Below are 23,671 nucleotides of genomic sequence, written 5' to 3'. Positions count from 1 at the left end.
CTTTCTAGTGGTAGACCAAACCCTGCCCGACGATGGCGAGGTAGAACACGATCACGAAAAACGTTGGCAATCCTCGAGGGTGGACCTCGGTGCGCCGCACGAAGAAGATCCACGACGACAGCAACGGCAACGCCGCCGCGACGGCGGGCAACCAGGCGATCGGCCACCAGCGCCCGGACCAACTCCACGGCGAGGTGAGTAGCACCTCCATCAGCACAGCCGACAGTCCGAGAACCAGAACCATGCCACCGCTCGCGGTCGGCCCGATGACCCGTGAATACGACCGCAGGTCATCGGCGGCTGCCACCCGAGTGGTCTTGCGCGCCAACTCCACATGCAGGAATGCGGTGGTGAACACCAGCAGGACGGCGGCCAGCTGTCCCCAGGACGCATCTCCGACACCTGGCCGGCCCGTCATCGCGAAACCCGTTGCCAGGAACTGTGCGGGACATGCGGCCGCCAGGTTCACCAACGGGTTGTCGCGTACCACCGGAACCCGCGACTCCAACCACCACAGGACAAGGCTGTAGCCGAGGATGAGCGCCACGAACACGACTGTCCAACCCGAGACCATCGCCGCCAGCAGTACGGCCACCGCCGCCGCCGGGATCATCGCGATCCGCAACTCCCGGGTGCTGATCCGGCCTTGGACGAGTGGTCGGTCCGGGTTGTGCACCCTGTCGTAATCCAGATCCTTCTGGTCGTCGACCATGCGCAGGAAGGCACCGGCGGCGTTGAGCGCCACAATCTTCAGCGCGGTATCCCAGGACGGCCGCCACGGGCCGGACGACTGCCCGACGACCACGACCATGGACTCGACCGCGATCACCCACAGCGCCAGGTAGACGGGATAGACGGGCAGGCAACGTTCGACCAGGAACGCGCCGATACCGCCCGTCCGCCGCAGGACCGTCATTCCATGAATGCCAGTTCGATGGTGGCCCTGGTCTGACCCGACTGCGTGATGTCGCCCCGGAACGTCAGCGGGTCGGCGCCATCGCGTGTCATCGACACCGTGCTCACCGAATCCATTTCGGCGAACGACTGAAACCCGATCTTCAGCCACGACGGACCTACCAGATCCTCTGCACGCGAATCGGCGATCACCAGGGAAAGCTGCCGAGCGGCCTCGATGATGAGTCCGCCGGGGAGATGGTCGAGGGGATGGTCGAAGAGTGTCGCGTGACTGATGTCCACCACGAGCGGCGCGCGCGCCGCGCCACTCTGCGCCGCGCGGACCGGGGCACCGATCACCACGTTCGCCATCCGTGTCCGGCCGACCGATCGAGGATCGGCCGGGGCCGGCTGTGGCCCCGGGTCCCAACTCGCACCAGCCCGCAGCCGGTCCCACTTCTCCACCGGCATCCAGTTGAACGCGGCCGACAGTTCCATCGTCTTGGTGCCCTCATGGGCCACGACGGCACGAACTTCCAGACCATGCACCGCGTCGTGGCCGTCACGACGAAATTCCTTCTGCACCGCCAAGTTCAGTTCCAGATCCAGCATCTCGGCACCGCACGCCAGATGGTCGAAGTCGACCACGGCCAGTTCGTAGAGCCGCACGGTATGCCGGGCATCCGGCGGTGCGTCATAGAACAGATGGCTGCCCGCGATGCATGCCTGCCGGAACGCCTCCAGGACGAGAAGCGGATCGTAGTACGAACCCTGCCGCCCCAGCCCGTCGGAGTGAAAGCTGTGCAGGCGTGGCAGTTGGGCATGCGCTGTCCAGGTGTCCCCCTGACCACCCATCGAGGTGACTAGCACTTCGGATACCGCGCGCTTGTGCACCAACTCCCGGCGGATCGTCTGAGAGTACCTCTCCCCGTTCATATCCCGTCACTTCCCTGTCGGTGCATCGGAAGATAGGAGGACTCGATCACGATCCGGAACCACGGATCGACGTCAATGCCCCGGTTATCTGCATCCGCCAATGCGGCCAGCCATTCCTCACCGGTTCGGGGTCGATCCCACACATCGATCCCACCAAGGCTTTGCCAGACGGCGTCCTGCGCGGCGGTGAGGTCACCGCTTCTGCGGTCAAGGCCGGACTCGATACCGTCGACGATGCGAACGGCATCTGCTGTTGCGTCGGCGCCTTTGACGCAAGCGGAAATCACGGCGCTCAGTTGCGGATCGGGAAAGTAGATACTCATTTCCCGCAACACATCGTCGGGATCGTCGGGAGTATGAACCTTGTTCAGCAGATAGGTTCCGGCCGCGAGCGCATGCCGTAGGTGATGAGGTTGCCGCTGCGCCGGGTCGGCGGGGCCTTTGTCCGCCGTGAGCCGAACCGAGACCGGCTGCTCATCGTCGGGATGGCCGACGACGAGGACCAGCGACGGTGACAGTCCGGCGAGACGGTCCGCAACCCGGCGACGCTCGGCGGTCGCGCGGTGCCAATTGAAGTACCACAACGCCCGTAGATGCAGATACGTCAGCTGCACCGGATATGCCCCGGCGATGCGATAGCCGTGATCGAGCAGCCAGGTGATGGCCGACCCCATCGCCCCGGTGACGGCCGCATCGGGCTTGAGCAGCATCAGTGCATGCTCATGGGCGAACGTGCCACGGTCGATGTTCATCGCCGCGAGCGCATCGCACGTCTCGATGAAGTAGGTGTCCGAGTCATACCTGCTGTCGGTGCGGATCATGCGGGACTCCTGGTGGCCTGCAATCGGGCCAGCACCTCGGCGACCGACGGCTCGGGCCGGCCCAAATAGCCGGTGCGCAGGCAGGAGTCGAGGAGGCGTCGGAAATAGCCGGGACCGATGGCAGGCGGCGTGACACCGAGTCGCTCGCGGGTGTTGGTGCTGTCGAACTCCAGGCGCCGCCGTAGGTAGCTCGTATAGAGGATGCCGACCTTGTCGAAGTAGCGGCGCTCGATCTCGTCGAGATCAGCTTCGCTGAATGTGCTGGGCGGCACGAAATCAGGAATGCAGAAGGACGGATACTCGGCAAGGACATCGGAGACGGTGCGCAGCGAAAGGGCGTTGGCGCCCACCGCGTGGAATGTCCGTCCGATGTTGTCGTCGAATTTCTCCACCGCGGCCGCGACGACGTCGGCGACGTGGCCGATCGGGACCAATCCCAATGTCGCGGAGTAGTTTCCGGGCAGCGTCCGCAGCCTGCCCTCGACGATCACCTTGAGCAGTTGGTAGATGTGCTTGTAGACCTCGGTGTTCCCGGTGCGGTATTCCCCGGTCACGATGCCGGGCCGGACGACCACCGACCGGAGGCCGGCTTCGGCGACCAGTTGTTCGGCCCGATACTTGCTCTGTTCGTAGGCGTTGCTGAACCGCTGGCCGATATCGAGCTGGTCCTCGTAGAAGACCCCTTCGGTCTCGCCGCACACGTAGGTGGTGCTCACATAGACCAGGCCGGCATCCAGGCGGCGCGCCAAGGCCACGGCATTGGCCGTCCCGTCAACGTTGATCTCGGTGTAGCGCTGCTCCGGTAGCCCGAAGTCGGTCACCGCGGCGGAATGCACCACCACGTCAACCTCATTCGCGAGTTCCGACACGGTCTGCTGGTCGAGGCCGAAGTCTGCGCTGCGGACATCGCCGTGCAGCTCTCGCGCGGCGGCGACCGGGCGATCGTGTGTCAGCGCGATGACGGTGCGCCCGCGGCGGGACAGCCGGCCGACGACGCCGGCGCCGACGTGCCCGGCGGCCCCCGTGACCAACACGGTCCCGCTCATGTCGATTCCTTCTGGGCGTGAACGAGATTCACCAGATCTCCCACGGTCGAGACGCCGGCGAGCATCTCGTGGTCGAGCTGCGGCAGCTCGAAGGCGCGCTCGACGGCGATCGACAGCTCGAGCAGCCGCAGCGAGGTGTATCCGAGATCGCCGACCAGGGCGCTGCTCAGGTCCGGCTCGCCGGCCGTGTCGGGGGCCATCGCCGCGACCAGCGCCAGAACCTCATCGCCGATGTCGCTCATGACGTCGGCCTTGCTGCAGGTTGGGCTCCGCCGGTGGTCAGCAGATCGCGGATCTCGTCCAGTTCGACATAGGCGTCGAAGTATCCGCCCATGCGCAGCCAGTGATATCCGTACCGGATGGTGCGCTGCCACTCTTCCCTGGACGCGAACGACGAGGGGAAGTTCTCGCCGCAGGTGACCTTGCGCACCTCGGCGACGAACGCATCGAGTTCCTGGTGTACCGATCCCGCGTCGTCCTCATCGGCGATGGAGAGCTCGATGAGGCCGCGAGCGGTCTGCGCCAACTGGGGATGCTCGGGTACCAGCATCTCCAGCCTGCTCGCCAGCACGGGGTCGGCTGGCAGCGGGGTGATACCCCAGGCGCTGGCCAGGATTCGGGTGGCCATGATCACGATCCGTCGCCCGCACAGCGAGGCGACCTGCCACTGTCCGTCCTTGACCGCACCGCTGAAGTCTTCGCGGGCGTTCTCGAGCACCATGTTGGCCAACAGCAACGCTCCGGCGCATTCCGCGAACGCCCGTGCGCCCAGCGGGGATCGGACGATTCCCCGGTCGGTGAGGACGCCATCGATCGTGACGACCGGGCGCTGGGTGGACGGCAGCGGTGTGAGCGGCCGGCCCGGTGTGCACATCGCCGCCACCGGGGTGATGACTGCCCCGCCGCGCCACGCCAGCCCGACGAGGCCGTGGTCGACGAACAGCTGAATATGCTGCGGGTCAGCCTGTGTGGTGGCCAGGGACTCACCGAAGATCACCTTCCGCCACGATTGCGCGCAGTCGGCGGACAGTACGAACACGTCGGCTCTGTCACGCACGACATGAGTGGCGGTTCCGATGGGCCAGGTGGTGACTCCGGGCATCCGCCGTAAGACGACGTTCGTGGGATCGAGCGTGATTCTCGGGCCGCCCAATCGCACCGCCAGCGCCAGTGCCCGCTCGACGATGTCCCGGCTCGAATCAGGTGTGGCCGGTGTGGCGTCAAGTGCTCGGTAGTCATCCAGCAGCGCGCCGACCGTCGCGTCGGCGTCACGCGAGAGCCGAGTGATCTGCTCCGGAAGCCATTTGATCTCGATGTAGCCCTCACCGCGCGCGGCGAGGAACGCTTTCATCTGCTGCGCCACACCTTCTCGGGCCCACCGGACCGCCTCGACGTCGTTACCCAGCAGCGCCAGCGCGACGGCATAGCGCAGGCATCCGTTGGCCCGCCGGCGCCACCACGAGCTGAGCACGGTGGTGAGCTCGGCGTAGGAGACGATGTCGAGGAGCTGCCCGTAGTCGGACCCGACGTACAGCGGGATACCGCGCAGGAACCGCTGAACCCTGTTGAGCAGGTCCTCGGACACCCCGGCCACCGAACCCGTATCGATCGCCCGTCTGACCTTCAGCAGCCGTTCGCGGATCTGCTCGTGCGACTGGGCCCGAACCTCCACTCGGCGACCGTCGACGAACAGAACCGTGGGCATCACCGGCTGTTCAGCGCCGGGCACCACCAGCAGGAAGTCGATGTCCGAGCCCTCGTTGCCGAATCCCTCGGCGAGCGATCCCTCGAAATGCACTGTCGCATCATCGGGAATCACGGCGAGCTCGCGGGTCTTCTCGAACAGGGCGCGGATCCGTTGGAGCCCCTGGACGTCTCGATTCGCGCCGCCGATGGCGAGCAATCGAGCCCTGGTGAATCGGCCCGCGCGCCACTGCTGCCACAGGTGTGCCCGACGCGGCTTACCGCTCGACGTACGGGACAGCGTTCCGCGCGGTGTACTGATCAGCCACAGCGGGGCGTCCTCGCCGACGTTCGCCTGCAGGGATCTGATTGCAGCGGTGATCATCTCGGGGGTCACCTTCATGTGTTCGATGAACACCGCGACCCCGGGGCGTTCTGACTCGTTGACCGCGACGGTGACGACGCGACTCGGCGCGATTCCCAGCGCATCCGCTGTCGTCACATCCAGGTCCTCGGTGAAGACGCTGCGCCCGTTGATCTTCAGGCTGGTCCCCATCCGGCCCAATACGTGCAGTTGGCCGTCGAGCAGGAATCCGGCGTCCCCGGTGCGCAGCTCCTCGCCGACGAATCGTGTGGTGCTGTCGCAATTTCCGCGGTATCCCTGCGCCACCGACGGCCCGGACAGGACGATCTCGCCCAACACCCCGTCGGGCAGCCGGTCACCGGACTCATCGGCGATCCAGACCGCATGTCCCGGTGCGGCTTTGCCGACCGACACCACGCAATCGCTGCCGGTGTCGGCGGTGATGTCGCCTGTCACGCGCGAGAGCACCCGCACCGGGTGACCGTGACGCAGCGCGGCCCGGTCCACCCGAACCATCCGGTGCGGCTCGCCCAGCCGGTGCGAGGTGGCGAACAATGTGTGCTCGGCAAGACCGTACGAGGGCATGAAGGCGTCGGGGGAAAATCCATGGCCCGCAGTCAGTTCGGTGAACGCCCGCAGATGTGCCGGGTTGATGGGCTCAGCCCCGACGACCAGCGTCCGCAGCCCAGACAGATCGATGTCACCGAGATCATCTGGCGTGAGCCTGGTGCTGGTGTACACCAGCCCGAACGACGGGGATGCGGTGTGCTGCGAGGTGGCAGCCGCTTTCAGCCACCGCAGTGGGTCACGGATGAACTGGTCGGGGCGCATCAGCTGCAGATTTCGCTGACGGGTCATGGCCTGGAAGAGCACGCCGATCAGCCCCATGTCGTGGTACAGGGGAAGCCAGGAGACACCGACCTGGCCGTCGGCCATACCGCAGAGTTCTTCCATGACATTGAGGTTGGTCGCCAGGCTGCGCCAGCTGATGCTGGCACCGCGGGGTGCGCTCGTCGAACCCGAGGTCATCTGCAGCAGCACCGCGGGAGCGGGCTCGGCGAGCTCATCCAACAGCTCGGACTCCGGAACACCGTCGATCGCAATCACTGTGGGCTCGTGGGCAAGACCGGTGATTGCACGACCGGCCAGCTCGGCGTAGGCGGACGAGGCCACCATCGCGGTGCAGCCCGACACCCCGAGGATGCCGTGCAGGTGCGCGGTGTACTGATCCGGCGGTTGGAACATCGGCGGCACGATCGGAGTGAGGGTGGCACCCGCGGCCAGAACACCGAACATCGTCGACAAACACAGGTCGGAGGTCGGCATCAAGACGCTGACGACATCGCCCGGCCGGACACCGTCGTCGATCAGCCGGCGGGCGATGCGTCGCGCATTGTCGGCCAGCACGCGGTAGGTGACGAAGTCCCAGCCGCTCTTGTCATTGGCCAGGTGAATCCCGGTGTTGTCCCGTGGTTCCATCAACCAGCCGCGGATGCGGTCGACGTCGTTCATGACCCGGGCTCTTCCACCAGGACCACCCGGCCAGTGGCTCCATCGACGCTCACCGTCATTCCGGTGCGTACCGCGTCGGTCAGGCCGTCGATCTGCACGACGGTCGGCACTCCGAGCTCGCGGGCGATGATCGCCACGTGGGTGAGGGGGGATGCGCGTTCGATGAGCAGCGCGGACGCGAACGGCAGGGCCGACGCCCAGCCCGGATCGGTCCGGTATGCCACCAGGATGCCGCTGGAGAAGTCCTGTGGCTTCTCGACCACGACCGCGCGGCCGGTCACCACACCCGGGCTGGACGGCGTTCCGGTGAGTACCGTTCCGGCGGGCGCATGTGTCGACTCTTCGGCCGGCCGCCAGCCGGCCCGCGCCAGTTCGCGCTCTGAGTAGTCAGATCCGGTGGTGGTGAACCGGGCGGGTGCGGCGAACCGTGAGTAGCTGTCCTGCAGAAGTTTTCGGCGGCGGATCGCGGATTGGGCGGCGGCCGTGGTCATCGCGTCCTCGTACAGATCGAACAGCTCGTCGATGCGTAACTGGAAGACGTCGGACCGGTCATGAATCGTTCCCCGTTGCTCCAACTCCCGACCCATCACCCCCACAAGTGATTTCAGGATGCCGAAGCCCTGGGTGCGGCAGAAACGCAGGTGCTCGCGGTGCGTCGCCGCGCGTTGGACCTTTCGTCGCAACGCATCGAACACTCGTCGGCGCCGGCCCCGCAGGTGCGCATCGAGGTACTCCTGGACGGAGCTCCCGGTGTGCTCGCGCTGCCCGGCGGTGTCCATTCGCAGCAGATGAAAGATCCCGGCAGGATCTTGGCGCAGATCCGGTGTTTCGAGCTTGAGTTCGTCCAGACACCGATACCCGAAGCGGTCGATGTACTTCTCGATTTTGGAATGCAGCTCTTGCCATAGCGGCGAGTCTGCGTCGTCGGCGCGCTCGGCGAGGTGCGCGTAGGCGACCGAGGGCTCGGCTGACGCGATGAACTCATCGAGTTCGGGGTGTTCCCGGACGAAGGCGGCGATGTCGGCCAGTTCCCTGGCCGGTTCGACGGAGATCACGTCCGGTTCGGGGTTGACGACGGCGAACTGGACCCACTCCGGCGCACCCCGCAGGAACGTCTTCGTGAGGACGGCCAGCGAGCCGACCATGGTCAGCAACATGGCGTCGAGCACCATCATCGGACCCCACAGATCGGCGACTTCGTCGTAGATCTGGCGAAACATCCGGTACGCCGACGGCCCGTCCATCGCCGATACGTCCATCAGTCCGTGGCGATCGATGAAGTCGACGAACGTGTCATCGAAGTCGTCGATCATGGCATCGACGGATCTGATGCTGCGCAGGTAGGCGATGGTGGTGCGGGCCCGCGACACCGCCTTCTCAACAGGATTCGCAAAGATGAACGGACGCAACTGAGTTGCCGTCTTACGGTCGAGCGGTTCGCTGACGCCGAGCGCGACTTCCAGGACCCGCCGATTCAGCGGATAGCCGGGCGCGATGCCCACCATCCGGTACCAGTGCAGCAGGTTGTAGTAGACGTGGCCGTGGAACTGGCCCAGCATCACCGGCAGCCACGACTCCATCTGTTCGAGCTGGGCCGGTGGGACCTTCAGGCTGCGCGCGTAGGCCCGATAGACGTCGCCGTACAGTTTGCGAGCCGTGGTGAAGGTCAGGGGTGACGTGACACCGGCGAAGCTCTCGATGATGTTCGAGTTGTCCCAGATGCGGACCTCCTCGGTGGATTCACCGAAATACTCTGCGGTGAGGTCGAACTCGCGATCCAGGGTGGTGACCGGGCGGGATTGCAGGATCCAGGTGCTGGTGTCGTCGCAGGCCCACTCGACATCCTGCGGGGAGCCGAAGTGTTGTTCGAGCCGAATTCCCAAGTCCAACAACGTGGCACGCAATGCGGGGTCGACGCTGGTCTCCTGCCGGCGTTCGACCGGTACGCCGACTGTGGCGACTCCGCCGCCTGCGGCGCCGACCATCATCTCACTCTTCGCGGAGACCATCTCGTCGAGGATTCGGCCGGTGTCCTTGTCGATGCTCACCGAGTCCGAATCGACGGCGCCGGAGACCAGACCTTCACCAAGGCCCAGTACGCCGTTGATCACCAGCCGGTCTGGCGACCCCGTGATCGGGTCGACGGTGAACATCACCCCGCTGCTGCGCGGTGTCAACGATCGCTGGATCACGACCGCCAGGGCGACATCGCCGAAGTCGAGCCCGCGGACGTGGCGGTACTGGGTGGCCCGCTGGGAGAAGGCCGACGCCCAGCAACGCCGCACCGCGTCTTCGGTGGCATCGAGCCCGGCCACATTCAAGAATGTGTCGAACAGTCCCGCAAACGAATCGCGGTCGCCGTCTTCTTGCCGACCGGACGAACGAACGGCGACAGTTTCGGCGCCCACATAATCGACCGCCGCCGCAATGGCATCCCGAATCTCGGCCGGCATGGTCAATTCGCAGAGCGCGGATTCGGCGAACGCCGCCTCAGCAAGACGTTCGGCCAACGACAGCGGCGCTTGGCTGATGCTCACGCCGGCGGCCGCACAGGCTTTCTCGAACGCTTCGGTACCGAGGATGGCCCACCGTGGCACGGGGAAACCGGCGGCCGTGAGGTCACAGAGGTTGCGCGCTTTTCCACCGGCCAGTAGTCGCAACTGCTCGTCGGATTCTTGCCCGGTCAGGAGGATCGGCACCGCGCGCCCTTCCTGTCAGTTCCGTGATATCTCAAGCGATGAGATCGGGTGCCGACACTAGGGAAGGAGTTCCGCTACCGGTTCCAAGTTTCGAAAGTATTGAATTCAAATGTGGCATGACCGTTCCCCCGACAGGTAAAGCCCATGGTCCCTTTCGGGACCACTGATGGCTGAATGCTTACCACACGGAGTGGCACGTCGGCAGGCAGACGCAGCAAATTTACAACCACGTTGCGCCGGGCCCGGTCGTCGAGAGCGTGGGAGGTCCGCGAGGCCCTGTCGAGGCGGTCGCCCGCCTCATCCCCTGTCGGTGGCCAGCTTGCCCAGATTCGCCAGCGAATTATCAAGGTGCGAGACCGGAAACGGCGGGAAGACGATGTTCTTCCGAATCTCCGGGGTGGCACCCGACCAGTCGTAGGTCAGCGTGACCCGAGTCTGCTCGTCGCCGAGGGGCTCGAGGTCGTAACGCCATGTCCAGCCCCCGAGTTCGATACTGCCGTCCTCGGCCAGCCCGCCCGGCGCCCAGCCGATCACCCGGCCCGGTTCGAGCACGGTGACCTGATTGGCCATTTCGTAGTGCTTGTCGGGATGGTTGTCGTGGTACATCGCGATCCGGAAAATCTGCCCGGCTTCGGTCAGTGCCCTGCCGTCGTCCAGCGGTTCCCGAACCCAGCCGGTGCCGTCGATGTCCTGGTGGGTGTTGGGGTCGGCGAGCACTCCGAATACGGCGACAGCGGGTGCGTCGATGGTGGTGGCCACAATCAGAATTTCGGTCATAGCCAGACAGACCCGCCAGGGCCGGGAAACTCATCGCATCCGTCGAGCGTCACACCAGAGTCGCGCTCGACGGCGGTCGTGACTCTGGAGTGACGTTGGGCGGACGCGGGCCACCTGCGTCCGCCGCTACAGCCCGAGCAGCTCCGGCAGCGCGGCCACCGAGTCGATGACGTGATTGGGCTGCATCGCAAATTCGTCTGCGGCCCAGCGGTCCAGAGTGTCCTGACGGAACTTGCCGGTGCGCACCAACACACCGGTCATCCCGACCACCTGGGCGGCCAGCACATCGTTGTTGAGGTCGTCGCCGACCATGTACATCTCATCGGGATCGACGCCCAGCCGGGCGGCCGACGCCAGAAAGCCTGCGGGTGCAGGCTTGCCGACACCGGTGGCCTTACGCCCGGAGGTCTCCTCCATGCCGATCAGGTACATACCGGTGTCGATGCGCAGACCCTCGGTGGTGGTCCACGCGGTGCTGCGGTGCATGGCGACCACCGGCACGCCCTGGGCCATCCATTCGTAGACCCGGCTGAGCGTGCGGTGGCTGTACTCAGGACCGGCGCCGCCGAGCAGGATGACGTCGGGGGCCTCCAACTCGGTGAAGCCCTGGTCGGCCGAGTCGACGATGTCGATGCCCGGCATGTCGTCGGCGATCTGGCCGTTGTTGACCAGCAGACAGCGCGCATCGGGATAGTTGGCCCGCACATAGTCGGCGGTCAGCGCCGCCGCGGTGATCACCTCGTCGGGACGGACATCCATTCCGGCGTCACACAATGCCGCGGCGATCTGCCGGCGGGTACGGGTGGTGGTGTTGGTCAGATAGGACCGCGCGATCTGGTGGTCGGCCAGCACAGCCAACGCCTCGGCGGCACCGGGGATCGGCGTCCACGAGGTCACCAGAACACCATCGATGTCGAAGAGCACCCCACCGATAGCCATACCGCGACAGTAAACGGCCACCGATTGTCCGCAACTTGGGCCGTCTATCGTCGTGCCATGAGCGCACAGAAGTGGACCGAGGCGGACGTTCCCGATCAGAGCGGACGTATTGTGATCGTGACCGGCTCCAATACGGGGCTCGGATTCGACACGGCCCGCGTGCTGGCACAGCACGGGGCCCAGGTGGTGATGGCGGTTCGCGACACCGCCAAGGGTGAGGCGGCGGCAGCCGAGATCCGGCGAATCGCCCCCTCTGCCGAGGTGACCGTGCACAAGCTGGATCTGGGCTCGCTGGCATCGGTGCGGGAAGCGGCCGCCGAACTGGGCAGCGCCTATCCCCGGATCGATCTGCTCGTCAACAACGCCGGGGTGATGTACCCGCCGAAGCAGACCACTGCCGACGGCTTCGAATTGCAGTTCGGCACAAACCATCTGGGCCACTTCGCGCTCACCGGACTGCTGCTGAACAACCTGCTGCCCGTCGACGGATCACGGGTGGTCGTGGTGGCCAGCGTCGCGCACAATATCCGCGCCAAGATCGCGTTCGACGATCTGCAGTGGGAGCGCCGCCGCTATGAGCGCGTCGCCTCCTACGGGCAGTCGAAGCTGGCCAATCTGATGTTCGCCTACGAACTGCAGCGGCGCCTCGCCGCGGCCGACGCGAAAACGATTGCCGTAGCGGCACACCCGGGTGTTTCCGACACCGAGCTGATCCGCCACGTCCCGGGCAGCTCGCTTCCCGGTGTCAAGCTCATCAGCGGGCTGCTGTTGAACAGCGCGGAAATGGGCGCGCTGGCGACTCTGCGGGCCGCCACCGACCCCGCGGTCACCGGCGGGCAGTACTACGGGCCCGACGGGTTCCGCGAGCTGCGCGGCCACCCCAAGCTGGTGAGCTCCAGCAAGCAGTCACACGATCGGGACGTCCAGCAGCGGCTGTGGGCGGTGTCCGAGGAGCTGACCGGCGTGAAATTCCCCGTCTGATGCGCACTGTCGAGGAGCATCAGCGGGTCGTCGCCGATCTGATCACCGCACGCCCGGCGGCGACGGTCGGGCTGGCCGAAGCCGAGGGCCTGGTTCTCGCGGCCGACGTGGCGGCCCCGATGTCGCTGCCGGTGTTCGACAACTCGGCTATGGACGGCTACGCGGTTCACGCCGAGGACGTCGCCGGCGCCTCCGCGGCCAGCCCGGTCACATTGCCTGTCGCCGAGGACATTCCGGCTGGACGCGTTGACTCCTTGACGTTGGCGGCGGGCACCGCTCACCGGATCATGACGGGCGCACCGCTGCCCGCCGGTGCGACGGCGGTGGTGCCGGTCGAGGCCACCGATGCCGGTATCGACACCGTCGAGATACGGTCGGCGTCCAAGCCCGGCCAGCACGTGCGGCACGCCGGCGAGGATGTGACCGCGGGGACGACGGTGTTGCGCGCCGGTCAGCTGGTGACCCCGGCGGCACTGGGGCTGGCCGCCGCCCTGGGCCTGGGCTCGCTGACGGTGCAGCCACGGCTGCGGGTGCTGGTGATGTCGACGGGTTCGGAGCTGGTGTCGGCGGGCACCGAGCTGCAACCCGGTCAGATCTACGAATCCAACGCGATCATGCTGGCCGCCGCGGTCCGCGAGGCCGGCGCCGACGTGGTCGCGACCCCGACGTCGAGCGATGACGTCAACCAGTTCAGCTCCGTGCTGGAGGGCTACGCCGGGCAGGCCGATCTGATCATCACCACCGGCGGCGTGAGCGCCGGCGCCTACGAGGTGGTCAAGGATGCGTTCGGCGCGGGGGCGGTGGACTTCGTCAAGGTCGCCATGCAACCCGGTATGCCGCAGGGGGCAGGGCGAGCGAACGGCACGTCCATCATCACGCTGCCGGGCAACCCGGTGAGTGCGCTGGTCTCCTTCGAGGTGTTCGTCCGGCCCGCACTGCGCGCGGCGATGGGCCTGGCCAACCCGAACCGGCCGCGCCGCACCGCCGTGCTGGCCGACGACCTGACATCGCCGAAGGGCAAACGCCAGTTCCGGCGCGGTGTCTATGACCCCGAGGCGGGCACCGTCACGACCTACGGTCCACCGGCATCGCACCATCTTCGCTGGCTGGCCTCGGCGAACTGCCTTCTGGAAATCGCCGAGGACATCACCGGGGTGGCCGCCGGCGAGCAGGTCCAGCTCTGGGATCTCTCGTAGGTCTGCTCCCGCACAATCACAGCGCGCACGTAGAATCGTCGCCGATGGCCAGACGCCCCCGCACCGCGGAAGACACCACGAAGTCCGGCCCCCAGCGGCTGGTCGCGCTGGTGCGTTCCACCGTTCCCCCTGTTCACCCCGCCGGTCTCCCGTTCATTGCGGCGAGCCTGGCGGTGGCGGGCGTGGGCCGCAAGCACCGCTGGCTGCGCCGCGCGGGTCTGACCGCGGCCGCCGCCAACGCCGGTTTCTTCCGGCATCCGCCCCGGACACCCCCGAGCCGTCCCGGCGTGGTGGTGGCACCGGCCGACGGATTGATCTGTCTGGTCGAAGAGGTCGAACCGCCCGCCGAGCTGGGTCTGCCGGCCGGGCCGCGGCCCCGGATCAGCATCTTCCTGTCGCTGCTCGACGCCCACGTGCAGCGCATTCCGGTCGGCGGCCAGGTGCTGGCCGTGGAACACCGGCCCGGCCGATTCCATTCGGCCGAACTGGCGGCGGCCAGCGAGGACAACGAGCGCAACAGCGTGCTGATCCGCACACCGGACGGACAGGAGGTGGTGGTCGTACAGATCGCCGGCCTGCTCGCGCGGCGCATCATCTGCGATCTGCACCCCGGTGACCAGGTCACCATCGGCGACACCTACGGACTGATCCGATTCGGCTCGCGGTTGGACACCTACCTGCCTGCCGGCTCGCAGATTCTGATCGAACCCGGTCAGCGCACGCTCGCCGGCGAGACCGTGTTGGCGCAGCTGCCGTGATCAAACCCCGCCCGTCCGCCATGCGCATTCTGCCCAGCGCGACGACGGTGCTGGCCATCTGTGCGGGACTCACCTCGATCAAGTTCGCCCTGGACGGGCGCCCGCACATCGCGCTGGCATTGATCGGTGCGGCTGCGGTGCTCGACGGTATCGACGGCGGCATCGCGCGCGCCCTGGATGCACAGTCCCGGATGGGCGCCGAGATCGACTCGCTGGCCGACGCGGTGAACTTCGGTGTCGCGCCCGCGCTGGTGGTCTATGTGACGCTGCTGCCCACCTCGCCGGTCGGCTGGATCTTCGCGCTGCTCTACGCCGTGTGCATCGTGCTGCGGTTGGCCCGATTCAACGCACTGCTCGACGATGACACCCGCCCTGCCTACACCCGCCAGTACTTCACCGGTATGCCGGCGCCGTGCGGCGCGGTCGGTGTGATCGGACCGCTCGCGGCGATGCTGCAGTTCGGCCACGGGTGGTGGACCTCGCCGTGGTTCGTCTGCCTTTGGTTCGCCGCCAACGCCACCCTGCTGATCAGCCGGGTCCCGACGCTGGCACTCAAGTCGGTGTCGATGCCGCCCAACGCCGCGCCGATCCTGCTGATCCTGATCGCCGCGGCGGCGGCGGCGCTGCTGCTGTTCCCGTACATCCTGGTCCTGCTGATCATCGCCGGCTACCTATGCATCATCCCGTTCACCATCCGCAGCCAGCGCTGGGTCGCCGCGCGACCGGAGGCATGGAACGACGAACCCAAACAGCGGCGTGCGGCGCGACGCGCTGATCGCCGCGGCCAGCCGAACCGCCGGTCGACCCGCCTCGGCCTGCGCAAGCCCGGTCGCTGACATGGGGCCGTCCAACCTGGCGCTGACCGCGCGGTTGAACACCTCCGCGCTGGACTCCCGGCGCGGTGTGGTGCGGCTGCATCCGGAGGCCCTCGCCGCGCTCGGCATCCGCGAGTGGGATGCGGTGTCGCTCACCGGCTCCCGGACCACCTCCGCCGTCGCCGGGATCGCACCGGCGGATGTCCCGGCCGGCACCGCGCTCCTGGATGACGTGACGTTGTCCAATGCCGGCCTGCGTGAGGACACCACCGTGCTGGTGGCCCCGGTCACCGTGTACGGCGCACGTTCGGTCACGTTGCGCGGCTCGACCCTGGCCACCCAGTCGGTCGCGTCGGCGACTCTGCGCCAGGCCCTGCTCGGCAAGGTGATGACCGTCGGTGACACGGTGTCGCTGCTCCCGCGCGACCTCGGCCCCGGCACATCCACCACCCAGGCCAGCTCGGCGCTGACCTCGTCGGTGGGGATCACCTGGACGTCGGAATTGCTGACCGTGACCGGCACCGATCCGGCCGGACCGGTGAGCGTGCAACCGAATTCGTCGGTCACCTGGGGTGACGGTCTGACGCCGGCGGCCGGTGCGCCCGTGCCCACCGCGGCGGTGAGCCAGCCGATGTCGTGGCCGGAGGCCCCGGCGGTGTCGATCGACGACCTCAAGGGCCAGCACGTGCAGGCCGGCCGGCTCACCGAATGGCTCAAGCTCGCGCTCGATCAGCCGGAGCTGCTGGAAAAGCTTGGCGCCAAACCGCATCTGGGTGTGTTGGTCACCGGCCCGGCGGGCGTCGGCAAGGCGACGCTGGTGCGCGCGGTGTGCGCAGGGCGCCGGTTGGTCGAGCTCGACGGGCCTGACACCGGCGCGCTGGCGGCGCAGGATCGACAGCGCGCTGTCGCCGACGCGGTCGCCACCGTCACGAATGGTGGTGGCGTGCTGTTGATCACCGATATCGACGCGCTGCTGCCCACCCCGGCCGAGCCGGTGTCGGCGATGATCCTGACCGAGCTGCGCAAGGCGGTCGTCGCGCCCGGCGTCGTGCTGGTGGCCACCTCCCAGCAGCCGGATGCGGCCGATCCGCGGCTGCGCGCACCGGATCTGTGTGACCGCGAGCTCGGTTTGAGCCTGCCCGACGGCGCCACCCGCAAGGCACTGCTGGAGGTGCTGCTGCGCGATGTTCCCGCGGGCACTCTGACGCTGGACGACATCGCCGAGCGCACACCGGGATTCGTCCGCGCCGACCTGGCCGCACTGGTTCGGGAGGCCGCCCTGCGGGCAGCGGCCCGCGCGAGTGACGACGGCAAGCCGCCTGCGCTGACCCAGGAAGACCTCACGGGCGCGCTGAGCGTGATCCGGCCGCTGTCCCGCTCGGCCACCGAGGAGGTGTCCGTCGGGTCGGTGACCCTCGACGACGTCGGCGACATGGTCGAGGTCAAGCAGGCGCTGACCGAGGCGGTGCTGTGGCCGCTGCAGCATCCGGACACCTTCGCCCGCCTGGGAGTCGAGCCGCCCCGGGGTGTGCTGCTGTACGGCCCGCCCGGCTGCGGCAAGACCTTCGTGGTGCGGGCGCTGGCCAGTTCGGGGCGGCTGAGTGTGCATGCGGTGAAGGGCGCCGAACTGATGGACAAGTGGGTCGGCTCCTCGGAGAAGGCCGTTCGTGAATTGTTCCGCCGGGCAAGGGATTCCGCTCCATCGCTGGTGTTCCTCGACGAGATCGACGCGTTGGCGCCGCGGCGTGGGCAGAGCTTCGATTCCGGTGTCACCGACCGGGTGGTGGCCGCGCTGCTGACCGAACTCGACGGCATCGAGCCGCTGCGCGACGTCGTCGTGCTCGGCGCCACGAACCGGCCGGATCTGATCGACCCGGCACTGCTACGCCCGGGCCGGCTGGAGAAGCTGGTGTTCGTCGAGCCGCCTGATGCCGATGCGCGTCGCGAAATCCTGCGCACCGCAGGTAAATCCGTGCCGTTGTCGTCGGACGTCGACCTCGACGCGCTGGCCGGCGAGCTGGACGGGTACAGCGCGGCGGACTGCGTGGCTCTGCTGCGCGAGGCTGCGCTGACGGCGATGCGCCGCTCGATCGACGCCGCGGACGTCACCGCCGCCGACGTGGCGAAGGCCCGCGATGCAGTGCGACCGTCACTGGATCCTGCTCAGGTGGAGTCGCTTCGCGTGTTTGCCGCCGGTCGGTAGCCCGTCCGCCGACTGGTCAGCGATCGGCTTCGGCGAGCGCGGCGAGCCGGTCGATCGAGGCCGCCAGTTTGTCCGCGGTGGTGGCTTGAGCCCGGGGCAGACGGTCCGGGTCGGTCAACTCGGTCCAGTCGTAGGTATGCGTGACAACGGTAGTGCCGTCGCCGGCTTCGTCGAGCTCCCAGCGCCACAGGTGACCCGGCTGGGCCTCGCCCGGGGGCGCCGGCCGCCACGCGATCAGCCGGCCCTCGTCGAACTCGACGACGTGGTTGTCCCGGTTCGCGCCCAGCGTCAGCGTCGTGGTGAAGACGTCTCCGACGGCGCGGACCCGCTGGCCCTGGGCTGCTTGCGCGAGGTTGTCGTTGCCATCCCATTCCGGCTGGCGCGCGGGGTCGGCGATCAATTCGAAGATGATCGCGGCGGGCGCGGAGATCCGTCGGGTGGCGCTGACGATTCTGTCCTGATCGGCCATGCCCTGAATTCAACAACACCCGTTGACAGTCCATTAGTGACATGTCAGAGTTGGACGGTATGACCACCACCGTCGCCCGGGTCGGAGACCGCGACCGGGAAAACACCGCTGACCTGCTATCCCACGCTCTCGCGCTAGGGTACGTCGGCCTCGCCGAGTACGAGATCCGCGTCCAAGCAGCCTTCGCCGCGGAGAACACCGAGCAGCTGCGCCAGGTCCTCGCCGACCTACCCGTCGATCACCTGCGACGCACCGACCCCCGGCGCGTGGCCGCCCGCAAGCAAGCCGCCCGAGCCTCGGTGCGACTGCACGCGGCCGGCTATCTGGCGATGGTCACGATCGTCCTCGCGGTCTGGCTGGCCGTGGCGCTCACCACGGGCGAGACGGCGTATTTCTGGCCGGTGTGGCCGATCCTCGGCGGGGCGATCGGGCTGCTGGGGCACATGCTTCCGGTGCGGACCCACTGCCGGTGACACCGGGTCGGTAGTCCGATCGGGGGACACCGGTTTCCTCCCCCTCACCCACCGATCGGTTGATGCGTAGCCGTCACCGTCTACGGGATCCTTACTGGCACTTGGCAGATAGCTCGAGCGCAGAAGGACACCCATGAACGCGACCATGACCGTGATGCCGGATCGACAGGACCTCTGGGGACCGAACCACGACGGGTGGGAGTTCGAGCTGACCAATACCTGCGATCACGACCTGGTCTTCGTTGCCGACATCACCGCCAACGTCGCGAGCTATCCACCCCGGATCGCCTCGGGCGCAACGGGATTCCTCAAAGGGAAAAGCCGCGCCGATGGCGGTCCGGCGAACTGCAACTTCGCCTACCGGCATCCGGATCACCTGGTGAGCGCCGGCGGCATCGCGATCGCCGCGAGCGCCGACGCGCGTCAAGCCCGGATGACGGCCAGCGCAACGGGAACGACCGAGGTCCTCCACACGGCCAACCCAGCCGTCAACAGCGTCCAGACAATCACCTACATGCAGCGCTAGACCGGGCCGTCCGGCACCGGCGCCGTCAACAGCGCGCGAACCGACGCCGACAGATCGGCCCGCGCCCACGACGGCATCGCGTCACCGTGCGAGTACCGACGCACCGCCGCGTAGGGCAGGTCGACGATCGCCCTGGTGACGGCATCGACGCTGCGAGCGTCGTCGCGTCCGTACAGGTCGCGAGCCAGCTCAGCCACCCGGTCGGCCAGAGGCGCGTTCATCGCCGCCAATGTCGCGGTGAAGTCCGGATCCGGCTGGGCGTCGCGCAGATCACCGGGACGGATCGTCAACAGCACGCGGGCATCCTCAGTGCAGTCCGTCGCGAAGTCGAGCGCAGCCAGGGCCATCGCGACCGCAACCTCCAACGGGTCCGAGCCGGCCGCCGCCATCGCCCGCTCCTGGAAGCGTGCGAGGGCGCGCAACCACACCGCCGTCACCACGCCGTCGCGATTGCCGAACCGGTGATACAGCGTGCCCACCGGTGCACCGCTGGCCTTGGCGATGGCCGCGACGCTGGCCGCGCGGGGCCCCTCGGTGAGGATCAGTCCGCGCGCCGCATCCAGGATGGCGTCGGTTTCGTGCTTCCGCGGGGGTGCCACGATCTAGTACAGTCCTTCTATATGGAGCGATTGCCCTATATCGATGAGCATGCCATAACGGTCCCCGCAGACCGGGCAGCGACGTGGCGCGCAGTGCTGCACACGATGTGCAGCAACCCCGACGAACCCCAAACGGTGCCGTTCGGATTCACCCTCGATACCGCCGAGCAAAACGAATGCTTCGCCATCAAAGGACGGCACTGCTTCGCGGTCTACCGACTGATCTTCCTGCTCTCCGATGAACCGGCCGGCGGCACCCGGGTGGCGGCGCAGACCTGGGCGGCCTTTCCCGGAATCACCGGCAAGATGTACCGGGCCCTGGTGACCGGATCCGGCGGACACCGGGTCGTCGTCCGCAACATGCTGAAACGCATTGCTCGACAAGCACTTTCAACGCCAGCGCCGCAACGCTGAGCACGAAGGCACTCCAGCCGGACATTCTGCCTTACTGCCAACCACGTAGACTGCACCAAGGACATAGCCGAAAACCTTTGGCTGACACCCCGACCGACCGGTAGATCATTGACGCGCTGGCGTCGACTAGATCGACGACGCGCTTGCGCGTCCACTAGAGCGGAGTGCCATGCTCGTCATCCTGATCGCGCACGCGATTGCCGCCGCCGTGGCGCCGGCTCTCGTGTGGCGATGGGGGCGGCTGGCCTTCTACCCGCTGGCCCTGGTGCCGGCGGGCTCATTGGTCTGGGTGGGGCTGAACTGGCCGCAGTCCGGGCGCCCCGCTCCCACCGTCGACATCCCGTGGGCGCCCGAGCTGTCGATGAACATCACCCTGCGATTCGACACCCTGAGCGCGGTCATGAGCGTGCTTGTCCTCGGCATCGGGGCGCTCGTGCTGTTCTACTGCGCGGAGTACTTCCACCACCGTGACGGCCACACCGAGAACCGGTTGCCCAGCTTCGCCGCCGAACTCGTCGCATTCTCCGGAGCCATGTTCGGCCTGGTGGTCAGCGACAACATGCTGCTGCTCTACACGTTCTGGGAGCTGACCACCGTCTTGTCGTTCCTGCTCGTCGGGCACTACGCGGAGCGGGCCACCAGCCGTCGCGCAGCCATGCAGGCCTTGCTGGTGACCACCGCGGGCGGGCTGGCCATGCTGGCCGGCATCGTGATCCTCGGCCACTCCGCCGGCACCTATCTGCTCTCGGAACTGGTGATCAAGGCTCCCCACGGCACCGCCGTCGCCGTGGGCGTCGTCCTCGTCCTCGTGGGCGCGCTGTCGAAGTCCGCGATCGTGCCCTTCCACTTCTGGCTCCCCGGCGCGATGGCCGCGCCGACCCCGGTCAGCGCATATCTGCATGCGGCAGCCATGGTCAAAGCCGGTGTCTACCTCATCGCGCGGCTCGCGCCCGGGTTCGCCGACTCCCCGGGCTGGCGTCCCACGGTCATCACCCTGGGTGTGCTGACCATGTTGCTGGCCGGCTGGCGCGCGGTTCGCGAGAACGATCTCAAGCTGATCCTGGCGTTCGGCACGGTCAGCCAGCTCGGCTTCATCACGGTGATGGTGGGTGGCGGCGGTCAGGATCTGATGCTGGCCGGGCTGGCCATGCTGTGTGCGCACGCGCTGTTCAAGGCAACGTTGTTCATGGTGGTCGGCGTGATCGACCATTCGACGGGCACCCGCGACATCCGCAGGCTGGCGTGGCTGGGCCACCGCATGCCTGGACTGTTCGTCATCGCGGCGGCAGCGACCGCCAGCATGGCCGCCGTCCCGCCATTCCTCGGGTTCGTCGCCAAAGAGGCCGACTTCGAGACCATCGCGCACAGCCAATCGCTCGGTGCGTGGGCACCGGTAGTGCTCACCGGCGTGGTGACCGGATCGGTGTTCACCACCATCTACAGTCTGCGATTCCTCTGGGGTGCGTTCGCGCGCAAGGGATCTCAGGAACCCACGACGCTGGTCGCCAATCTGCACCGACCCAAGGCGGCCTTCCTGGTGGCGCCCGCGATCCTGGCCGCGGCCGGATTGTTCTTCGGTCTGGTGCCCAGCCGGCTGGACACCACCCTGGACGGTTACGCGGCCACCATGCCGGCCGCCGGCGCCGACGACGGCCACTACTACTTGGCCCTGTGGCACGGGGTGAACCTGCCGCTGCTGCTGTCCGCACTGGTGCTGGCGATCGGCATCGGGGCGTTCGTCAGCCGCGAACGTCTGCGCCTTGCCCAGCTGGGATCCTGGCTGCCGCTGGGCAACGCCGACCGGATCTACGACGCGGTGATCCGCGGCGCCGACGTCGCCTCGGTCCGGCTGACGGCGATCACCCAACGCGGATCGATTCCCGTCACGCAGTCGGTGATCCTGTCGACGCTGGTGTTGTTCCCCGTGGTGGTGCTGGCGTTCGGCCCGCTCGACCGTCCCGAGTTCCGGCTATGGGATTCCCTGGTCCAGCCGGTGGTCGGCCTGCTCATCCTGGCCGCCGCGGTGGCCGCCACCGTGATGCGCAACCGGTTGGCGGCCGTGCTGCTGGTCGGCATCACGGGCTACGGCTGCGGTGCGATCTTCGCCTTCCACGGCGCCCCCGACCTGGCCTTGACGCAATTCCTGGTGGAGACCCTGACGCTGGTCATCTTCGTTCTGGTGCTGCGCACACTGCCCGCCGAGGCCGAGGAGTCCACGCGCTTCCGGCTCCCCCGGATCGCGCTGGCGCTCGGCGTCGGCGCCACCGTCACCACCCTGGCCGCGTTCGCGATGGCCGCCCGCACCGGCACACCGATCGCCGACCTCTTACCCGACGCGGCCTATGACCGCGGGCACGGCGCCAACACCGTCAACGTGCTGCTGGTCGACATCCGCGCCTGGGACACCCTCGGGGAGATCTCGGTGCTGGTGGTCGCCGCCACCGGCGTCGCATCACTGGTGTTCCGCAACCGCCGGTTCGGCGCCGCGCCGCGGGTCTCCGACGCCGGCCAGCCCGACATCGGTGCGCTACCGGCACTGGCCTACAGCCCGGCGGTCGGCGACACCACCTGGCTGCGCGGCAGCGAACTGCGCGACCCACGCAACCGCTCCCTGGTACTCGAGGTGGCGACCCGGCTGATCTTCCCGCTGATCATGGTGTTGTCGGTGTACTTCTTCTTCACCGGACACAACACCCCGGGCGGCGGGTTCGCCGGCGGGCTGACCGCGGGCCTGGCGCTGGTGCTGCGCTATCTGGCCGGCGGGCGCTACGAACTCGGCGAGACCCTGCCGCTGGACGCCGGGAAGATCCTCGGGGCGGGCCTGGCACTGTCGGGCGGCACCGCCGTCGGGTCGATGCTGCTGGGCGCTCCCGCGTTGTCCTCGGCGGTCATCTCGCTGAACCTGCCGCTGCTGGGCTCCGTGAAGTTCGTGACCGCCCTGTTCTTCGACCTCGGCGTGTATCTGATCGTGCTGGGCCTGGTGCTCGACGTGTTGCGCAGCCTCGGCGCGCGCATCGACGAGGAAATGGCCACCGCCGCCCGCCCCGCGCTGAGAGCGAAAGCCTCATGATCGTCTACCTGGTTCCGCTGATCATCATCGGCGGCCTCACCAGTTGTGGTGTGTACCTGTTGCTTTCGCGCAACCTGACCCGGATGCTGCTGGGTCTTCTGCTGGCAGGCAACGCGGTCAACCTGTTGATCCTGACCGTCGGCGGCGAAGCCGGTAACCCACCCATCCGCGGCCGCACCAGCGGCGCGGAGACGACGACGGCCGACCCGCTGGCCCAGGGCATGATCCTGACCGCGATCGTCATCGCGATGGGGATCGCGGCGTTCGTGCTGGCGTTGACCTATCGCTCGTTCCGGTTGACCACCGAGGAAGACGTCGGCAACGATCCCGAGGACACCCGGGTGTCGAAGTTGTCCGACTCCGAAGCGGCATCGATCGACGAGGACGCACCCCAGCACGTACCCGAGCGCGACACCGACGAGCCCGACGAGCTCGACGCCCTACCCGGCCACGACGGATCACGATGACAACCACGCGAGAAGCGAAGCGGGATCGC

Annotated in this window: 21 protein-coding genes; 10 read left to right on the top strand and 11 right to left on the bottom strand. The window is 67.5% G+C overall.

What is annotated here, in order from left to right:
- Positions 1 to 4: 4 nt before the first annotated feature.
- The 9 genes from D3H54_RS03425 to D3H54_RS03385 form a co-directional block, all read right to left on the bottom strand.
- Positions 5 to 916, bottom strand: coding sequence for a UbiA family prenyltransferase (locus D3H54_RS03425; RefSeq protein ID WP_149377869.1), 912 nt, complete (start codon positions 914 to 916; stop codon positions 5 to 7).
- Positions 913 to 1,830, bottom strand: a complete 918-nt coding sequence (locus D3H54_RS03420) for an AfsA-related hotdog domain-containing protein (protein WP_149377868.1) — start codon at positions 1,828 to 1,830, stop codon at positions 913 to 915. Before D3H54_RS03420 ends, D3H54_RS03425 begins: the two co-directional genes overlap by 4 nt.
- Positions 1,827 to 2,651, bottom strand: coding sequence for a nucleoside-diphosphate kinase (locus D3H54_RS03415; RefSeq protein ID WP_149377867.1), 825 nt, complete (start codon positions 2,649 to 2,651; stop codon positions 1,827 to 1,829). Before D3H54_RS03415 ends, D3H54_RS03420 begins: the two co-directional genes overlap by 4 nt.
- Positions 2,648 to 3,697: an SDR family oxidoreductase gene (locus D3H54_RS03410; RefSeq protein ID WP_149377866.1), complete on the bottom strand. Its 1,050-nt coding sequence runs from the start codon at positions 3,695 to 3,697 to the stop codon at positions 2,648 to 2,650. Before D3H54_RS03410 ends, D3H54_RS03415 begins: the two co-directional genes overlap by 4 nt.
- On the bottom strand, positions 3,694 to 3,939 hold the full coding sequence (locus D3H54_RS03405; protein ID WP_149377865.1) for an acyl carrier protein: 246 nt from the start codon (positions 3,937 to 3,939) through the stop codon (positions 3,694 to 3,696). Before D3H54_RS03405 ends, D3H54_RS03410 begins: the two co-directional genes overlap by 4 nt.
- Positions 3,936 to 7,256: an AMP-binding protein gene (locus D3H54_RS03400; RefSeq protein ID WP_149377864.1), complete on the bottom strand. Its 3,321-nt coding sequence runs from the start codon at positions 7,254 to 7,256 to the stop codon at positions 3,936 to 3,938. Before D3H54_RS03400 ends, D3H54_RS03405 begins: the two co-directional genes overlap by 4 nt.
- On the bottom strand, positions 7,253 to 9,955 hold the full coding sequence (locus tag D3H54_RS03395) for a phosphoenolpyruvate synthase (RefSeq protein ID WP_286199097.1): 2,703 nt from the start codon (positions 9,953 to 9,955) through the stop codon (positions 7,253 to 7,255). The genes D3H54_RS03400 and D3H54_RS03395 overlap by 4 nt, the downstream gene beginning before the upstream one ends.
- A gap of 297 nt (positions 9,956 to 10,252) precedes the next feature.
- Entirely contained in the window at positions 10,253 to 10,732 is a 480-nt protein-coding gene (locus D3H54_RS03390; RefSeq protein WP_149377863.1) for an SRPBCC family protein, read from the bottom strand.
- Between the two features lie 126 nt (positions 10,733 to 10,858).
- On the bottom strand, positions 10,859 to 11,671 hold the full coding sequence (locus D3H54_RS03385) for an HAD-IIA family hydrolase (protein WP_149377862.1): 813 nt from the start codon (positions 11,669 to 11,671) through the stop codon (positions 10,859 to 10,861).
- A 57-nt stretch (positions 11,672 to 11,728) separates the two neighbouring features.
- On the opposite strand from D3H54_RS03385, the gene D3H54_RS03380 reads away from it, so the two are divergent.
- The 5 genes from D3H54_RS03380 to D3H54_RS03360 are packed head-to-tail and all read left to right on the top strand — an operon-like array spanning position 11,729 to position 17,624.
- Positions 11,729 to 12,652, top strand: a complete 924-nt coding sequence (locus tag D3H54_RS03380; protein ID WP_149377861.1) for an SDR family NAD(P)-dependent oxidoreductase — start codon at positions 11,729 to 11,731, stop codon at positions 12,650 to 12,652.
- Entirely contained in the window at positions 12,652 to 13,848 is a 1,197-nt protein-coding gene (gene moeA / locus D3H54_RS03375; protein ID WP_149377860.1) for a molybdopterin molybdotransferase MoeA, read from the top strand. Before D3H54_RS03380 ends, moeA begins: the two co-directional genes overlap by 1 nt.
- A 44-nt stretch (positions 13,849 to 13,892) precedes the next feature.
- Positions 13,893 to 14,606: a phosphatidylserine decarboxylase gene (locus D3H54_RS03370; protein WP_149377859.1), complete on the top strand. Its 714-nt coding sequence runs from the start codon at positions 13,893 to 13,895 to the stop codon at positions 14,604 to 14,606.
- Between the two features lie 20 nt (positions 14,607 to 14,626).
- Positions 14,627 to 15,442, top strand: coding sequence for a CDP-alcohol phosphatidyltransferase family protein (locus D3H54_RS03365; RefSeq protein ID WP_149383319.1), 816 nt, complete (start codon positions 14,627 to 14,629; stop codon positions 15,440 to 15,442).
- Between the two features lies 1 nt (position 15,443).
- On the top strand, positions 15,444 to 17,624 hold the full coding sequence (locus D3H54_RS03360; RefSeq protein ID WP_149377858.1) for an AAA family ATPase: 2,181 nt from the start codon (positions 15,444 to 15,446) through the stop codon (positions 17,622 to 17,624).
- Positions 17,625 to 17,640: 16 nt separating this feature from the next.
- On the opposite strand, the gene D3H54_RS03355 is transcribed toward D3H54_RS03360, so the two are convergent.
- Positions 17,641 to 18,093 carry an SRPBCC family protein gene (locus D3H54_RS03355; protein WP_149377857.1) on the bottom strand — a complete coding sequence of 151 codons (453 nt, stop codon included), beginning with the start codon at positions 18,091 to 18,093 and terminating at the stop codon, positions 17,641 to 17,643.
- A gap of 59 nt (positions 18,094 to 18,152) precedes the next feature.
- Between D3H54_RS03355 and D3H54_RS03350 the strand changes: the two genes are divergently transcribed.
- Both D3H54_RS03350 and D3H54_RS03345 read left to right on the top strand, forming a co-directional pair.
- The gene (locus tag D3H54_RS03350; protein WP_149377856.1) at positions 18,153 to 18,566 is read left to right on the top strand and encodes a DUF1707 domain-containing protein; all 414 of its coding nucleotides are present in this window, start codon (positions 18,153 to 18,155) and stop codon (positions 18,564 to 18,566) included.
- A 133-nt stretch (positions 18,567 to 18,699) separates the two neighbouring features.
- The gene (locus D3H54_RS03345) at positions 18,700 to 19,092 is read left to right on the top strand and encodes a hypothetical protein (RefSeq protein WP_149377855.1); all 393 of its coding nucleotides are present in this window, start codon (positions 18,700 to 18,702) and stop codon (positions 19,090 to 19,092) included.
- Here the strand turns inward: D3H54_RS03345 and D3H54_RS03340 are convergent.
- Positions 19,089 to 19,691 carry a TetR/AcrR family transcriptional regulator gene (locus tag D3H54_RS03340; protein WP_149377854.1) on the bottom strand — a complete coding sequence of 201 codons (603 nt, stop codon included), beginning with the start codon at positions 19,689 to 19,691 and terminating at the stop codon, positions 19,089 to 19,091. The two genes, D3H54_RS03345 and D3H54_RS03340, sit on opposite strands and share 4 nt — an antisense overlap.
- A 21-nt stretch (positions 19,692 to 19,712) precedes the next feature.
- Between D3H54_RS03340 and D3H54_RS03335 the strand changes: the two genes are divergently transcribed.
- The 3 genes from D3H54_RS03335 (at position 19,713) to D3H54_RS03325 (ending at position 23,642) form a co-directional block, all read left to right on the top strand.
- Complete coding sequence (locus tag D3H54_RS03335; RefSeq protein ID WP_149377853.1) at positions 19,713 to 20,105, top strand: hypothetical protein; 393 nt, start codon at positions 19,713 to 19,715, stop codon at positions 20,103 to 20,105.
- Positions 20,106 to 20,274: 169 nt separating this feature from the next.
- Positions 20,275 to 23,175 carry a Na+/H+ antiporter subunit A gene (locus D3H54_RS03330; RefSeq protein ID WP_149377852.1) on the top strand — a complete coding sequence of 967 codons (2,901 nt, stop codon included), beginning with the start codon at positions 20,275 to 20,277 and terminating at the stop codon, positions 23,173 to 23,175.
- The gene (locus D3H54_RS03325) at positions 23,172 to 23,642 is read left to right on the top strand and encodes a Na(+)/H(+) antiporter subunit C (RefSeq protein WP_149377851.1); all 471 of its coding nucleotides are present in this window, start codon (positions 23,172 to 23,174) and stop codon (positions 23,640 to 23,642) included. The genes D3H54_RS03330 and D3H54_RS03325 overlap by 4 nt, the downstream gene beginning before the upstream one ends.
- Positions 23,643 to 23,671: the final 29 nt, after the last annotated feature.

The organism is Mycobacterium sp. ELW1, from assembly GCF_008329905.1.
Classification (GTDB): domain Bacteria; phylum Actinomycetota; class Actinomycetes; order Mycobacteriales; family Mycobacteriaceae; genus Mycobacterium.
This window is presented reverse-complemented; position numbering and strand designations above follow the sequence as displayed.